The sequence below is a fragment of the Rathayibacter tanaceti genome (genome assembly GCF_009834165.1).
Classification (GTDB): Bacteria; Actinomycetota; Actinomycetes; order Actinomycetales; family Microbacteriaceae; genus Rathayibacter; species Rathayibacter tanaceti.
Genome location: NZ_CP047186.1, coordinates 2,608,450 through 2,623,136 on the forward strand (window position 1 = coordinate 2,608,450; position 14,687 = coordinate 2,623,136).

Consider the following 14,687-nt stretch of genomic DNA (forward strand, 5'->3'; position numbering starts at 1 on the left):
AGGCGCGTCGACATGCTGGTCCGGAACGATCCGGGCCCGGCGCTCCACCCCGGCCAGAGCGGTCGGGGCGAACGAGACCTTCGGTCAGTCGACGCACGTCCTGACCGGTCCTCTCGCGCGGGTCGGCGGGCCTACCCCAGGAGATCGCATGGCGACCACCCTCCCCACGCCCAGTCCCGCCCAGGTGCGCCGCTGGCGCCGCTACCTCGCCGACGAGCTGGCCGAGGCCGCGGTCTACCGCGATCTGGCCGGCCGCCGCACGGGCGAGGAGCGCGAGATCCTGCTCGCGCTCGCCGTGGCGGAGGGGCGGCACGAGGAGCACTGGCGCGAGCTGCTCGGCCCCGCGGCCGATCCGGCTCCGCGGGCCGACGTGCGCACGCGCCTGCTGGGCTTCCTCACCCGCCGCTTCGGCTCGGTGTTCGTGCTCGCGCTGATCCAGCGCGCCGAGGCCCGCTCCCCCTACGCCGACGATGACGACGCCACCGAGGCGATGGCGGCCGACGAGCGGATCCACGGCGAGGTCGTGCGCGGGCTCGCGGAGCGCGGCCGCTCGCGGATGTCCGGCACGTTCCGCGCCGCGGTGTTCGGCGCGAACGACGGGCTGGTCTCGAACCTCGCCCTGGTGCTCGGCGTCGGGGCGAGCGGAGTCGCCACGAGCGTGGTCCTCTTCACCGGCATCGCGGGGCTGCTCGCGGGCGCTCTCTCGATGGGCGCGGGCGAGTTCGTCTCGGTGCGCTCGCAGCGCGAGCTGCTCTCGGCCTCCAGCCCCGACCTCGACACGAACCGCGTCGTGCCGGACCTCGACGTCGACGCGAACGAGCTCGCGCTGGTCTACCGGGCGCGCGGGATGACGCAGGAGCAGGCGGACGCGCGGGCCGCCTCCGTCTTCACCGGCCTGCGGGGAGGCGCCGTCACCTCGCCGATCACCCTCGGCGGCCCGTCCGCCGCTCCGGACGTCGACGAGCACGAGTCGGTCGGCACCGGGATGGGCGCGGCGCTCTCGAGCTTCTGCTTCTTCGCCTCCGGAGCGGTCATCCCCGTGCTGCCGTACCTGCTGGGACTCACCGGACTCGCGGCCGTCGTCGTCGCCTGCGTCCTGGTCGGGATCGCGCTGCTCGCGACGGGCGCGATCGTCGGGCTGCTCTCGGGCGCGGCGCCGCTGTCCCGCGCGCTGCGCCAGCTCGGCATCGGCTACGGCGCCGCCCTGATCACCTACCTGCTGGGGCTGCTCTTCGGGGCCTCGGGGGTCTGAGGTTCCGCGACGAGGAGCGCGGCCTGCTCCGGCGACTCACCGGCGCTCCGGGGCGCAGGCACGCCCCTCCACCGCAGCGCGGCCACGCCGATCGCGATCAGGATCGATCCCGGCAGGCAGCCCAGCAGCGGGATACACGAGTAGTAGAGGAGCTGCCGCTGGATCCACTCGGGCTGGGGGACGTCGGAGTCGCCGTAGTAGGGCGGAGGCGGCGACGAGTACCCGGCGGACAGGAGGACGAGGCCGAGTACCGTGCCGACGAGTCCGGCAGCGAGGAGCACGAGGAGCCAGGGGTTCCGGAGCAGCGGGGCCTCGCGAGCGGGTGCGCCCGAGACGGGCACGTCCGGAGACGAGGCCTGGGGCTCCGTCGGGGCGAGCGGAGGCTCCTCGCCGATCCGCCGCGAGCGCCGGCTCCCGGCCTGGTCGGCCGGTACCGGCGCCGCACGCCGAGCGGGCGCTGACGGCGCGCCGGGCGCTGCGGAGCCGGTAGGGGCTGCGGCTCCCGTCCCCGGCCGGGCGAACGCCCGCTCGTCCGTGCGCAACCGCTGCACCCCTCCCCCGAAGCCGCGCTGGAAGGCGGGGTCGTAGCGCGGATCGATCCGTTCGCCGGTCTCGGCGTCGTCAGTCATCGTCGACCTCCGGCTCGTGGGCGAGGATCCCGCGCAGCCAGTCGCGGGCCTCGATGAACACCTCGTCGTCGTAGCGTCGCACAGAGGTGACCGGTCGGCGGTCAGCGCGCGGGTACGAGCCGAGGAAGATCACCTCCGGGCTGAAGCGCCGCACGCCCATCAGGGCATCGGCGACGCGCTCGTCCTGCACGTGGCCGTCGAGGTCGATGACGAAACGGTAGCGGCCCAGGGCGTCTCCGATCGGCCGCGACTGGATCATGCTCAGATTCACTCCGCGGGTCGCGAACTGCTCGAGCAGGTCGAGCAGAGCACCCGGCTCGTCGGCCGGCAGCTCGGCGATCACGCTGGTCTTGTCGGCACCCGTGGGCTCGGGAAGGGCACGGGAGCGCGACACGTGCACGAAGCGGGTGACCGCGTCCGGATTGTCGCCGATCCGCTCGGCGAGGACGCTCACGTCGTGGTGGGCGACGATGCCCGGGGGTGCGATGGCGGCCTGCGCGGGCGATCCGCCCAGCAGATCGACGGTGGCCTGGACGTTGCTCGACGCGGGCAGGTGCTCGTGGCTCGGGATCTCGCGGTCGAGCCAGACGCGGCACTGGCCGTACGCGACCGGATGCGCGGCGACCGTCCGCACCTCCTCAAGCCGCGCGCCGGGGCGCCCGACGAGGATGAACGACACCGGCACCAGGTACTCGCCGACGATGCGCAGCCCCGGGATCCGCGCCAGCGCGTCCTGCGTGGCCGTCACTCCGCCCTCGACCGAGTTCTCGATGGCGATGACCGCCCCGTCGCTACGCCCCGAGACCAGGTCGTTGAGCGCCTCCCCCACATTGGCGACGCTGTGCCAGTGCTGCCCCCGCGCCTCCGGCACCTGCGCGAGCGCCGCCTCCGTGAACGTGCCGCGGGGCCCGAGGTAGCTGTAGGCACGGGTCGCTGCGGCAGTGTCGGGCATGGCGCAAGCCTAGCCAGCAGCGGTACCCGGCGGCGGGGGCGGACTGCCACTATGGAGGGCATGACCGATCGCGCAGGGAAGCCGGCACAGGCCTCCGATCTCATCGACGTCGAGGCCCTCGTGAGGGCGTACTACGAGAACAAGCCGGACGTCTCCGACCCGGCCCAGAAGGTGGTGTTCGGCACCTCGGGGCATCGCGGCTCGGCGTTCGACACCGCCTTCAACGAGGACCACATCGCCGCGGTGACGCAGGCGATCGTGGAGTACCGGGCGGAGCAGGGCATCACCGGGCCGCTGTTCATCGGCGCGGACACGCACGGGCTCTCGCGGCCGGCGCTCACCACTGCGCTCGAGGTGCTGGTGGGCAACGGGGTCCGCGTGCTGGTCGACGAGTTCGACGACTACGTGCCCACGCCGGCGCTCAGCCACGCGATCCTCCGCTACAACACCGACGCGGCGCACGCCGACCGAGCCGACGGGATCGTGGTGACCCCCTCGCACAACCCGCCCCGCGACGGCGGCTTCAAGTACAACCCGCCGCACGGCGGCCCCGCCGACTCCGACGCGACGACCTGGATCGCGGACCGCGCCAACGAGCTCATCGCCGATGGCAACCGGGGCGTGCGCGCGGCCGAGCCCAGCGCCGTCGAGACCTACGACTACCGCACGCACTACGTCGCGGACCTGAAGAACATCATCGACATCGACGCGATCAGGAAGGCGGGCGTGCACATCGGGGCCGATCCGCTGGGCGGCGCCTCCGTGCACTACTGGCAGCTCATCGCCGAGATGTACGAGCTCGACCTGACGGTCGTCAACAGCGAGGTCGACCCAGCGTGGGGCTTCATGACCCTCGACTGGGACGGCAAGATCCGGATGGACCCGTCCTCCCCCAGCGCGATGGCCTCGGTGGTCGCGCGCGCCGGCGATTTCGACATCCTCACCGGCAACGACGCGGACGCCGACCGCCACGGCATCGTCACCCCGGACGGCGGGCTGATGAACCCCAACCACTACCTGGCCGTCGCGATCGACTACCTGTACCGCCACCGCACCGGCTGGCGCGAGGACGCGGCGATCGGCAAGACGCTGGTCTCCTCCTCGATTATCGACCGCGTGGCCCAGTCGCTGGGCCGACGCCTCTGGGAGGTCCCGGTCGGCTTCAAGTGGTTCGTCCCCGGACTGGTCGACGGCTCGGTCGGCTTCGGCGGCGAGGAGTCGGCGGGGGCCTCGTTCCTCCGCTTCGACGGCACTGTCTGGACCACCGACAAGGACGGCATCCTGCTGGCACTGCTCGCCTCCGAGATCGTCGCCGTCACCGGGAAGAGCCCTTCAGCTCTGTACCGGGAGCTGACCGAGCGCTTCGGCGATCCGGTCTACGAGCGCGTGGATGCGGTGGCGACGAAGGCGCAGAAGGCGGCGCTCGGCCGGCTCGACGGCGGTGCGATCACGGCGACCACGCTCGCCGGGTCCGAGATCACCGCGACCCTCTCGAAGGCCCCCGGCAACGGCGCGGCCGTCGGAGGCGTGAAAGTCGTCACCGAGGACGCGTGGTTCGCCGCACGCCCCTCCGGCACCGAGGACGTCTACAAGATCTACGCCGAGAGTTTCCGCGGCCTCGACCACCTGCACGAGGTGCAGGCCGAGGCCCGCACGATCGTGGACGCCGCGCTGAACCCCTCACGCCACAGGCCCGACTGAGGTGCCCGAGAATGCTGACGAGTCGACGGAATCGCAGCATTCTCGGGCACTTCAGTCGTCTCCTGTGGAGAGCGACGCACGCGGAGGAGCGTCCCCGGGCAAGGTGGGCGCATGCAGAACGACGAGTGGCCGCGGGACCTGTTTCCTGTATCGGAGGCACGGGCGGCCGGTGTGTCGGCGGGGGTCCTGCGCGGGCCCCGCTTCAGCGCTCCGACGTACGGCATCAGGTCGGTGACGGAAGCGAAAGACCTCGTCGACCGGTGCGCAGCGGTCCTGCTCCGCCTCGGTGAGGGTGCCGTCGTGTGCGGTCCCACCGCCGCCCTGCTGTGGGGTGCTCCACTGCCGCCCGGCTGGGAGGAGCGGTCCGTACTGGACATCGCCGTCGAGGCCCCACGCCGCGCACCGCACGCGACGGGGATCGCAGGGCGCACGCTGACTTTCCGTCCCGGCGACGTCCTCGTCGGCCGTCGTGGGCGCCTCACCTCCCCGGCGCGGACGTGGTGCGACCTCGGGAGCGCCCTGGAGGTCGCCGATCTGGTCGCCGTGGGTGACTTCCTCCTCCATCTCCGGCTCACGGCCCCCGACGAGTTGCGATCCGCGAGCGAGCGCTACCCGAGCCGACGCGGTCTGAGCAGGCTCCGCCGTGCGATCGGGCTCCTCGACGGGCGAGCGGAGTCTCGGCCCGAATCACTCGTCCGGGTAGCCCTCGTCACGGCCGGCGTCCGAGGCATCGAGGCCAACGTGGTCATCCGCGACTCGTCGGGCGGCTTTCTCGCCCGGGTCGATCTCTGCATCGCCTGGGCCCGGGTCGTCATCGAGTACCACGGCGACTACCACCGCGTCGAGCGCGGCCGCTGGCGGAAGGACCGCGCCCGCACGGGTCGTCTGCGTGCCGCCGGATGGAACGTGATCGAGCTCACCGCCGACGATCTCGCCGATCTCCCGGCCGTCGTCGCGCTCGTCCGAGCGGCGCTCCGCACCTGAGGTGCCCGAGAATGCACACGAATCGCGAGATCGACGGCATTCTCGGGCACCTCATGAGGGGCTGCCGCGCGGGGGCTACCAGCGGGGGTGGACGGTGGGACGGAAGCGGGTGTCGTAGAGAGCGTTCACGGCCTCCATGAAGGCAGGGCCGAGGGGTGCAGCGGAGGCGGCGGCCGCGTTGGCGCGGGCCTGCTCGGGCGAGCGGGCCCCCGGGATCACCGAGGTGACGCCGTCCTGCTGGAGGATCCAGGCCAGGGCGGCGGCGGCCGGCGCCAGTCCGTGGTCCTCGGCCAGGCGCGAGAACTCCTGCGCCGCCTCGACTCCCGTCGCGAAGTCGACGCCCGAGAAGGTCTCGCCCACGTCGAAGGCGGAGCCGTCGCGGTTGTAGTTCCTGTGGTCCTCCGGCGCGAAGGCGGTCTCGGTCGTGTACCGGCCGCTCAGCAGTCCTGAGGCGAGCGGGACCCGCGCGAGGATGCCGACCCCGGCCTCTCTGGCCGCCGGCAGCACCGCGTCGAGCGGCTTGAGGCGGAACGCGTTCAGGATGATCTGCACGCTCGCGACGTTCGGCCGCGCGATCGCGGTGAGCGCCTCCTCCGTACGCTCGACCGAGACGCCGTATGCCGCGATCGCGCCCTCAGCGACGAGGGTGTCGAGCGCGTCGAAGACCGCGTCGTCGGAGTAGACGGCCGTGGGCGGGCAGTGCAGCTGCACGAGATCGAGCGTCTCGACGCCGAGGTTCGCGCGCGAACGGTCGGTCCAGGCGCGGAAGTTCTCGAGCACGTAGCTTGAGGGGATCTGCTCGACGCGGCGTCCCATCTTGGTCGCCACGAAGACCGGCGCGTCGGGATGCGCGGTGCGGTAGGCGCCGATCGTGCGCTCACTGCGACCGTCGCCGTAGACATCGGCGGTGTCGAAGAGGGTGACCCCCGACTCCACGGCAGCGTCGAGCACGGCGAGCGCATCACCCTCGGCGACATCCCCCCAGTCGGCACCGAGCTGCCAGGTTCCGAGGCCGACGACGGAGACGGGCGCATCGGTGCGGCCGAGGATTCGAGTGTCCATGACTCCACCGTAGGGGCGGCTGAACGAGCGCGGACCCCCTTGCGCGTGCCCTAGCGTCGAGGCATGTCCCTCCTCGTCCTCGGCAGCGCCAACCTCGACCACGTCCACCGGGTCGCCCGGATCCCCGCGCCGGGCGAGACCGTGCTCGCCCTGGACGCCCGCACCTTCCCGGGAGGGAAGGGACTCAACCAGGCCGTCGCCGCCGCCCGCACCAAGCCGGGAACCGTCTTCATCACCAGCCTCGGCCGGGACTCCGCGGGCGACGAGCTGGCCGGCGTGCTGCACCGCGAACCGCTCGAACTGAGGGCACGCCGGGGTGACGAGCACACCGGCACAGCCCAGATCACCGTCGACGAGCACGGCGAGAACGCGATCGTCGTCGACTCCGGCGCCAACGCGGCGCTGGTCGACCCGACCGAGGAGGAGTCGCGCCTCCTCGCCGAGGCGGACGCCGTGCTGCTGCAGCTCGAGATCCCGATGGCCACCGTGACGGAGGCGGCACGCACTGCCCGCGCGAACGGCACCGTGTCGATCCTGAACGCGGCCCCGATCGGGCCGCTGCCCGAGGAACTGCTGGCGGCGCTCGATGTGCTGATCGTCAACGAGCACGAGGCGCGCGAGCTCGCCGCTGACCGCGCGATCACTGCGCCGGACGAGGAGGCGCTCGCTTCGGCGCTCACCGCCCTGGTGCCGCTCGTGATCGTCACACTGGGCTCGGACGGCGCGGTCGTCGCGGTCCGTGACCGGGAGCCCGTCCGCGCCCCCGCGTTCCGAGTGGAGGCGGTCGACACGACCGGAGCCGGCGACACCTTCTGCGGCGCGTTCGCGGCGCGGTTGGCCGCGAGCGGCAGCCGGCTCGACGATCCGGATCAGCTGGTCGCCCTCGTCCGCTGGGCGAGCGCAGCGGCCGCCCTGTCGGTGACTCGCCACGGAGCGGCGGTGTCGGCGCCGACCGCGGCCGAGACGGAGGCGTTCCTCGCCGATCACGACGGCGCGCCGGGTCCGCGGCGGGGCTGACGCCGCGCTCTAGTCGATCGCGGCGATCCGCACCGTCACCCGCGGAGCACGCTGCGGATGCTCGCGGAGGCACCAGTCGCGGACCGCGGCTCCGACCGCACGGGCGACGTCGGGCGCCGAGGCCTCGGCCGTCACGCAGACGTCGACGGCCACCGACACCTCCTCGCCCGACACCCGCACCAGGACGGGATCGGCGAAGGTGCCGCCGCTGGCGGTACCCACGGGCTCGATCGCGAGGCCTGTCGCGCTGAGCGCCGTCGCGGCGTGGGCGAGCACGTCGCGCGCCTCGTGCCGCGCGGGGACGAGGGTCGCGACTCCGTCGAGCAGGCGCAACTCGCCGGCGAGAGCGGCGGAGGGGCTCACCGCGCGCCGCGCACTCACGACTCCTCCGTTCCCGGGACGTAGACGTCCTCCACGCGGACGTCGATGGTCGAGACGCGCAGCTCGGTCTGCGTCAGCAGCCGCGAGTGCACGCGCTCGCGGACCTGCTGCGCGGCCCGGGCGATCGGCACGCCCCAGAAGACCGAGATCGTCAGCTCCACGACGACCTCCGCCCCGGGCTCGGCGACGTCGCCGAGAAGTCTGCACCGGCCGACGAGCACGCCAGGCACGCTGTCGCCGGCCTCACGCACGAGTCCACGGACGGCCCCCTCGGTGATCGTCAGCGAGACGTCCGGCTGCACGCTGGCGAACGGGATGTCGCGGCCGGCGCGCGCCTCCCGCCGCACCTGGGCGAGGATCGAGCCGAACCAGCTCTCCTCCGGCACCGGGAGGCGGGCGGCGTCGTCGTCGATGAGCGCCCCGGAGAGCGTGCGGACCCGCTCGAGCGCCTGGAGGGTGCGGCGGTGCTCGGGCGACTCCTCGATCGCGGGGTCGTACGGGGAGCGGCCGTGATCGAGGTAGTCGCTCAGCTCGTCGATGCCGATGCCGTCCGGCTCGGACGTGCCCGGCTCGGGGTCCGCCCGTCCCGTCCCCTCCGGCTCCGTGGTCGCGGGCAGCGCGACATCGCGCTCGCCGGCGCGCTCCTGCCCGTCGTCCCGCTCGGGGACGCCGGGGATCTGGTCCGCGTTCATCGCGTCTGCTCCCTCATCGCCAGTCCTCCATCGCCACGACCAGCGACTCGCGCGCGCGGGCCAGCTTGCCCCGCACAGCCGTGACCGTGAGGCCGAGATGCTGGGCGATCTCGTGGTACGACTCCCCGCCCACCTCGCGCAGCAGCCAGCACTGGCGCTGCGACTCCGGCAGCTCCGCGAGCGCGCGCGCGAGCGCCCGCATGGCGTCACTGCGTTCGGCGGTCTCGAACGGGCCCGGCTCGCGGGACGCCGGATGCTCCACGGCGTCGACGTCATCGGTCGGGTGGCGCTGGCGCAGCAGGTCGACGCTCGACCTACTGACGATCCGCATCATCCAGCTGCGCACGCTCGCCGGCTCCCTGAGCTGGGGCAGCTGCGCCCACACGGTGATCAGCGCGTTCTGAACGGCGTCGGAGGCGTCCGCCTGCGAGCCGGTGAGGCGCCACGCGTAGGCGCGGAGGATCGACTGGTGCCGTTTGACCAGCACCTCGAAGGCACGCACGTCGCCCTCGGCGGAGCGCTCGGCGAGCAGCGCGTCGGTCGCCGAATCCAGACCGGCCATGGCGCCTCCCCGCTCCGCTCGCTCGACCCTGGTGCCGGATGGCTGTCAGGCAACGGTCAGGAAAAAGTTCACTCCGCACCGTGACGAACACCCTCCGGGCGCCGTCTTACCCATGAAAGCACAGCCCAGCGGAGAACCGACGGGCTTTCCCGATCCCGGTCTGCCCAGCACCCGCAGCCGACAAGACGTCCAGGAGACACCATGAGCGACACCACGCGCACCCCCTCCACCCCCCGCGTCGACAAGGCCACCGTCGAGACCGTGACGAGCCTCGGCGGCTCGCGCGGATCCGGCACGGCGCAGGGCACGACCGTCATCGACGACGGCGTCGTCGCCAAGGTCGCCGGCATCGCGGCCCGCGAGGTCCCCGGAGTCTTCGCCCTCGGCAACAACGCTGCCCGCGCCTTCGGTGCGATCCGTCAGGCCGTCGGCAACGCCGACCACGGCCAGGGCGTGCGCGTCGAGGTCGGCGAGACCCAGGTCGCCGCCGACGTCACGCTCGTCGTCGAGTACCCGGTCCCGATGCAGCAGATCGCGGACGCCGTCCGGGCCGCCGTCTCCGAGGCGATCACCGAGCTGGTGGGCATGGACGTCGCCGAGATCAACGTCGCCATCGTCGACGTGCACATCCCCGGTGACGAGAAGGACGACGACGCGACCGAGAGCCGCGTCCGATGAGCGACTTCGGCGCCTCCCCCCGCCCCACCGCGCCCGGCGGCCGCAACACCCTGACGGGGGTCGCGATCGGCGCGGTCCTCGCTTTCGCGGCCCTGCTGTTCGGCTTCTGGGGCTTCGTCCTCACCGCCGTCTTCATGGCGCTCGGCGCCGTGATCGCGCGGATCGCCGACGGCTCACTCGACGTGCGCAGTCTCGTGGACGTGTTCCGCGGCCGCACCACCTCCCGCTAGGAGCCCCTCGTGACCGCTCTCGACACGCGTCCCGCATCTCCGGTGGCGGGCACCGTCACCATCACCGTCCGCTCCATCGAGCGCGCGGCCGTGGCGATCGTCCACGAGGAGCTGGGCGTCGAGGTCTCGTCGATCCGCGTCCGGCTCTCGGACGACCACGGTGGCCTCGCGCTCGCCGTCACCAGCCCGGTGGTCGCCGAGCAGGGAGCCATCCCCGGCGGCGGCTCCCTGCTCGAACGGCTGCACGGCGACCGCGCGCGCATCGCCTCCCGTATGGAGGCGCTGACGGGCCGCACCGTCAGCCGGGTCGACATCCGGGTGACCGGCACCCGCACTCGAAGCACGAGGAGAGTCGCATGAGCTCCGCATCACCGGCCAGCGGCAGCGCCCCCGACGCCCGCTACCGCCGCTACCTCCGCCGCGAGACCCATCGCTCACGCTCGGCGGCGCAGATTGTCGTCCTGGTGCTGATCGCCCTGGTCGCCGCCTACGTCGGCACGGAGGCGGTGCTGGCGATCGTGGGCGCCCCGGCCCTGATCGCCGCTCCGTCCGCGATTCTGGGCGCCCTCGTCGGAGTCGCCGACTGGGCGAATCCGGCCCTGATCGGCCTGGCCGTCGGCGCGGGAGTGCTCGCGCTGATCCTCCTGGTGCTCGCCCTGGCACCCGGCACCCGCGCCCGGCACACCGTCGAGGACGATCGTCTGGCGGTCGTCGTGGACGATGCGGTGATCGCCTCCGCCCTCGCCCGGACCGCACGGACCGCCGCGCACTCCCGCCGCGAGGACACCCGCGCCTCGCTCGGTAGGCGCACCGCGCTGATCGAGGTGACCCCCGCCTCAGGGATCGCGGTCGACCGCGACCGGGTGCAGAGCGCCGTCGACGACGAGCTCGCTCGCATCGCGGCCAAGCCCGCCACTCGGGCGTCCGTCCGGGTATCCGAGTCCGGGAGGATCTGATGACCACGAGCAACCGCTTCGTCAACCGCTTCGTCCTGCTCGTCGTGGGCCTCGTGCTCGCCACGGTCAGCGCCGGCGCCGTCCTCCTCACGGTCTCGCAGCCCGTGCGCGACCAGGTGTCGTCGTTCGGCGACGAGCAGGGCACCCGACTCGTCGATCGGATCTCGCCCGAGCAGGGCACGGCGTGGAGCGACACGGCCGCCCTCTGGCCGCTCTACGCGATCGTCGGGATCTGCCTCGTCGGCATCGTCCTCGCCCTGGTGATGGCCTTCTCTCACGGCCGCGGCCGCACCGGAACCGTGCTGCGCGACGAGGCCGCGGGAGGACCTGCCGGCGGGATCGAGATCGCGACCGGCTTCGCTGAGGACGTCCTCGAGAACGCCCTGGCCGGCCGCACCGAGCTGCTCGACGTGACGGTCGCGGCGTACCGGCACGGCTCGGACACCGCGCTCAAGGTGCGCGTCCTGCCCCGGGCCGGAGTCTCGCCCCGCATCGTCGTCGACGCCGTGCATCAGGAGGTCGAGAGCCTCGACGCCCTGCTCGGCGCCCGCCTGCCGGTCGTGCTCGAGGTGGCCTCGAGTGCGCGTGCCGGCTTCTCGAAGGAGGACCGGGTCGCCTGACCCGTCCCCACCGCTTCCCCGGCACTCGCCGGCGGATGTCCCCACCGAACGGAAGGAGCCCCTCATGGGTGCAGACGACAAGATCCGCAATGCGGCAGAGAACCTGGTCGGCAAGGCCAAGGAGACGGTCGGCAAGCTGTCCGACAACGAGCGCCTCGAGGCCGAGGGCCAGGCGGACCAGACCAAGGCCCAGGCCAAGAAGGTCGGTGAGGACGTCAAGGACGTCTTCAAGAACTGACCGGAGTGCACGAGGAGGGGCCGTCATCGCTGAGCGAGGGCGGCCCCTCCTCGTGCGGGAGCAGGCGCGGGGGCCGGGGCGTCCGCCTCCTGAGTGGTCAGATCCCCCAGAACATGATCCGACCGGCCGAGGCCGAGTCGATGCTCTGGTCGTGGTTGTCCGCGGTGTGCGAGGAGTAGAGGATCGTGCTACCGGAGACGCTCGTCACGACGCCCGTATGGTCCCAATCGCCGGAGCCGTCCCAGTCGAACTGCACGATGTCGCCGGGCTTCACCCGGCTCCGCTCCGAGTTCGAGAGCGGCGTGGCCCGCTCGGGATGCGCCGCTAGGTACGAGTTGAACGCGGTCGAGGACGCCCAGGCCGAGCTGTAACCGCCCGAAGCGGAATAGTTCCACTCGCCGTCCATCTGCCAGCCGCGGGCGATCAGCGACTGCGAGGTGAAGTTGACGCAGTCGTTGCCCGGGATCACTCCGTACTGGGCCGTGTTGTAGTCGTTCCAGTAGGTGCGGAGGTAGTCGAGCTGCGAGGCGAGGCGGCTCGCGTCGAGCGCGGCCTGGGCCTTCGCGGCCTCGATCGCGGGGTCAGGCGTGTACGCGAAGCTGATCGCCGATGCGACGACCTTCGTGCTCGCGAGCACGCCGGTCGCTGTCGGGACCGGCGCCTCCGCGGCCGCGACACTCGTCCCGGCGACCGTGGGCCCAGGGGTCGCGATGTCAGCGGCGGGCTGCACGGTCTCGGCGGGGGCACCGTCGACGGTCACGGCCGCCGCGGAGTCGGTGACGGCGTCGAAGGTGATCGGGTTGCCGCCGGCGTCGAAGAAGGCCACGGGGACGACTCCCTCGGTCTCCTCCGCCGCGGGCGGGGCGGTGACGGTGATCTGGTCGCGGTTCTCGACCGCGACACTCCCCTCGGCCTCGCCGAAGCGGACTGCGGCGACCGCATCGAGATTGGCGCCCTCGAGCGTGACGCTGGTGCCTCCGGCGACGGTGCCCGAGGTGGTCGAGACCGCACTGAGCATGACCCGCGCCGAGCTGGTGGTCGCAGGCAGGGCGGCCGCGCTCGTGGGCTGCGGCGAGGTGGTCGGAGTCGCGGGCGCGGGCGCGGCGGCGGAGTCGGCGGAGGCGCCCGCTCCGACCGTGAGGCTGAGGCTGGAAGCGACGGCCACGACGACGAGCCCACCCGAGACGGCAAGGGCCATCGTGCGGGGCGAGGGCCGGAAGAAGGAGGTGCCGCGGCGGGCGGGCACGGCGCGCAGGCGGTGACCCTCGGCGGCGCGGCGGTCGCGGCGGGAGGTGAAGGGCTGGCCGGCGGGGTGCAGCGGGGCGGGGGCCGACGGACGCGCGGCGGGAGCGGGCGCAGCGGACGCGGACACGGCAGGAGCGGTGACAGCCGTCGGTGCTGCGGCGGTCGCGGCCGCGGCGGGCATCGTCGTCGCACGGACACGGCCCTCGCGCTCACGGGCCTCGCGGCGGGTCAGCGGCGCGGCGGCGGGAACGTCGCGGGGATCGGCGGGAGCGGCGGGACTGGTGGAACGAGGGGGCACAGAGGTCTCACGGGTCGGCGGCGCGGCGGGGGAACCGGCGCAGGATCAGGGGAAGCGCCATGTCACCAGGCACGGGTGGGAGACCTGTATGACGGGCCTCCGAAAGCGCTCCGAATAACAGTACGGTAACGAGCGGCGCGTGTCACGCCCGATCGTGCCCGTCTCTGATCGATCGGGAGGTCAGGTCGTGGTTTCGGGCGCGTAATCGGGTGCATCCGGAAGTCCGAAGAGCCGCTCAAGCGTGGGGATCCCGGCATCGTGCAGGTAGTGCGAGAGCTCGGTGCCGACGTAGCGGAGGTGGTACGGCTCCGACTCGTAGCCGGTGATCGGCGTCGTCTCCGGCTTGTACCGCACGAGGAAGCCGAAGCGGTGCGCGTTCGCCCCGACCCACTTCCCCTCGGCCGTGTCACCCCAGCAGATCTCGAGCGCGCAGGTACCCGAGGCGCCGACGACATCGACCGCCCACCCGGTCTGGTGCTCACTGTGCCCCGGGCGCGCGCTGGTCGCGTCCGCCCCCGCCTGCCCGCGCGAGGAGACCCAGCCGGCGTAGACGCTCACCTGAGTCTCGTAGGAGCGGTAGGCACTCTGCACCGCGAGCGAGAGACCCGCCTCACTGTTCGCCGCGGCGAACAGAGGGACCAGCGCGTCGGCAGTCGCCTGCCGCATCGGCTGCCGGTTGACGAAGGGGACGTCGGGGAAGACGAGGTCGGCCGGGATGTAGTCGACGGGCGCGAGCGTCCGCAGCTTGTTGACGACGACCCAGATGCTCGCCGGGTCGTCGACGGAGTGGGCGCCGAGGTCGATCCCCGGAGTCGGCGCGGGAGTCGCGGTCGGCCCCGCGGTCGGGTCCACCGTCGACGTCCCCTCGGCGGTGGCGACCGCGGTCGGCCCCGGAGTGGTCGGCGCAGCCGAGGAGGGCGCGGTCGACGGCGAGCGCCCGCCGCTCCCGATGGCCGCTCCCACCCCGAAGGCGGTCACTCCCGCAGCGGCCGCGACTCCCCCGATGACCAGGGCGCGGCGGCGGACGGGGGGGCCGCCGGTCGGCGCGTTCTCGTTCGACGTCATCCCCCGAGCCTAGACAGCGCCCCGCCGCCGGCGCCCGGACAGCACCGGGGGCGACTGTTGTCCACCGCGTGCCCCTCCATGCCGCTCTTGCATATCCTCTAAGGATTCACATATGCGATTCCTTT

18 protein-coding genes are annotated in these 14,687 nt (G+C 72.8%); 10 read left to right on the forward strand and 8 right to left on the reverse strand.

The features are described from left to right. The first annotated feature begins 148 nt into the window (after positions 1–148). Entirely contained in the window at positions 149–1,252 is a 1,104-nt protein-coding gene (locus tag GSU10_RS12290) for a VIT1/CCC1 transporter family protein (protein WP_068211095.1), read from the forward strand. Here GSU10_RS12290 and GSU10_RS12295 read toward each other — a convergent pair. Beyond that, complete coding sequence (locus GSU10_RS12295; protein ID WP_068211092.1) at positions 1,213–1,881, reverse strand: hypothetical protein; 669 nt, start codon at positions 1,879–1,881, stop codon at positions 1,213–1,215. The genes GSU10_RS12290 and GSU10_RS12295 overlap by 40 nt on opposite strands. After that, on the reverse strand, positions 1,874–2,833 hold the full coding sequence (gene pheA, locus GSU10_RS12300) for a prephenate dehydratase (protein WP_068211089.1): 960 nt from the start codon (positions 2,831–2,833) through the stop codon (positions 1,874–1,876). Before pheA ends, GSU10_RS12295 begins: the two co-directional genes overlap by 8 nt. Before the next feature lie 60 nt (positions 2,834–2,893). On the opposite strand from pheA, the gene pgm reads away from it, so the two are divergent. Both pgm and GSU10_RS12310 read left to right on the forward strand, forming a co-directional pair. Beyond that, on the forward strand, positions 2,894–4,534 hold the full coding sequence (gene pgm, locus GSU10_RS12305) for a phosphoglucomutase (alpha-D-glucose-1,6-bisphosphate-dependent) (RefSeq protein ID WP_068211113.1): 1,641 nt from the start codon (positions 2,894–2,896) through the stop codon (positions 4,532–4,534). A gap of 111 nt (positions 4,535–4,645) precedes the next feature. Continuing rightward, a complete protein-coding gene (locus GSU10_RS12310) occupies positions 4,646–5,518 on the forward strand; it encodes an endonuclease domain-containing protein (RefSeq protein ID WP_068211086.1) in 873 nt (290 codons plus the stop codon). Positions 5,519–5,593: 75 nt separating this feature from the next. Here GSU10_RS12310 and GSU10_RS12315 read toward each other — a convergent pair whose 3' ends face one another. Continuing rightward, positions 5,594–6,580 (reverse strand): aldo/keto reductase, encoded by a 987-nt coding sequence (locus GSU10_RS12315; RefSeq protein WP_068211083.1) that lies wholly within the window; start codon positions 6,578–6,580, stop codon positions 5,594–5,596. 63 nt (positions 6,581–6,643) lie between these two features. Here GSU10_RS12315 and GSU10_RS12320 point away from each other — a divergent pair, with 63 nt between their 5' ends. Continuing rightward, the gene (locus GSU10_RS12320; protein ID WP_132505497.1) at positions 6,644–7,597 is read left to right on the forward strand and encodes a ribokinase; all 954 of its coding nucleotides are present in this window, start codon (positions 6,644–6,646) and stop codon (positions 7,595–7,597) included. A 9-nt stretch (positions 7,598–7,606) separates the two neighbouring features. Here the strand turns inward: GSU10_RS12320 and GSU10_RS12325 are convergent, their stop codons facing one another. The 3 genes from GSU10_RS12325 to GSU10_RS12335 are packed head-to-tail and all read right to left on the reverse strand — an operon-like array spanning position 7,607 to position 9,232. Continuing rightward, positions 7,607–7,978, reverse strand: a complete 372-nt coding sequence (locus tag GSU10_RS12325) for a hypothetical protein (protein WP_068211077.1) — start codon at positions 7,976–7,978, stop codon at positions 7,607–7,609. Then, positions 7,975–8,670: an Asp23/Gls24 family envelope stress response protein gene (locus GSU10_RS12330; protein WP_082845140.1), complete on the reverse strand. Its 696-nt coding sequence runs from the start codon at positions 8,668–8,670 to the stop codon at positions 7,975–7,977. Before GSU10_RS12330 ends, GSU10_RS12325 begins: the two co-directional genes overlap by 4 nt. Positions 8,671–8,683: 13 nt before the next feature. Continuing rightward, positions 8,684–9,232: an RNA polymerase sigma factor gene (locus tag GSU10_RS12335; RefSeq protein WP_068211075.1), complete on the reverse strand. Its 549-nt coding sequence runs from the start codon at positions 9,230–9,232 to the stop codon at positions 8,684–8,686. A gap of 201 nt (positions 9,233–9,433) precedes the next feature. On the opposite strand from GSU10_RS12335, the gene GSU10_RS12340 reads away from it, so the two are divergent. From GSU10_RS12340 to GSU10_RS12365, 6 genes are all read left to right on the forward strand, one after another. Beyond that, positions 9,434–9,910, forward strand: coding sequence for an Asp23/Gls24 family envelope stress response protein (locus GSU10_RS12340; protein ID WP_068211071.1), 477 nt, complete (start codon positions 9,434–9,436; stop codon positions 9,908–9,910). Beyond that, positions 9,907–10,140 carry a DUF2273 domain-containing protein gene (locus GSU10_RS12345; RefSeq protein ID WP_068211068.1) on the forward strand — a complete coding sequence of 78 codons (234 nt, stop codon included), beginning with the start codon at positions 9,907–9,909 and terminating at the stop codon, positions 10,138–10,140. The genes GSU10_RS12340 and GSU10_RS12345 overlap by 4 nt, the downstream gene beginning before the upstream one ends. A gap of 9 nt (positions 10,141–10,149) precedes the next feature. Then, positions 10,150–10,500 carry a hypothetical protein gene (locus tag GSU10_RS12350; protein WP_068211065.1) on the forward strand — a complete coding sequence of 117 codons (351 nt, stop codon included), beginning with the start codon at positions 10,150–10,152 and terminating at the stop codon, positions 10,498–10,500. After that, positions 10,497–11,096 (forward strand): hypothetical protein, encoded by a 600-nt coding sequence (locus tag GSU10_RS12355; protein ID WP_068211061.1) that lies wholly within the window; start codon positions 10,497–10,499, stop codon positions 11,094–11,096. Before GSU10_RS12350 ends, GSU10_RS12355 begins: the two co-directional genes overlap by 4 nt. Next, entirely contained in the window at positions 11,096–11,716 is a 621-nt protein-coding gene (locus GSU10_RS12360) for a hypothetical protein (RefSeq protein WP_132505500.1), read from the forward strand. The genes GSU10_RS12355 and GSU10_RS12360 overlap by 1 nt, the downstream gene beginning before the upstream one ends. A 64-nt stretch (positions 11,717–11,780) precedes the next feature. Beyond that, positions 11,781–11,954, forward strand: a complete 174-nt coding sequence (locus tag GSU10_RS12365; protein ID WP_068211055.1) for a CsbD family protein — start codon at positions 11,781–11,783, stop codon at positions 11,952–11,954. 97 nt (positions 11,955–12,051) lie between these two features. Here GSU10_RS12365 and GSU10_RS12370 read toward each other — a convergent pair whose 3' ends face one another. Continuing rightward, complete coding sequence (locus GSU10_RS12370) at positions 12,052–13,497, reverse strand: amidase domain-containing protein (RefSeq protein ID WP_132505503.1); 1,446 nt, start codon at positions 13,495–13,497, stop codon at positions 12,052–12,054. Positions 13,498–13,677: 180 nt separating this feature from the next. Beyond that, positions 13,678–14,562 (reverse strand): M15 family metallopeptidase, encoded by an 885-nt coding sequence (locus tag GSU10_RS12375; protein ID WP_132505506.1) that lies wholly within the window; start codon positions 14,560–14,562, stop codon positions 13,678–13,680. Positions 14,563–14,687: the final 125 nt, after the last annotated feature.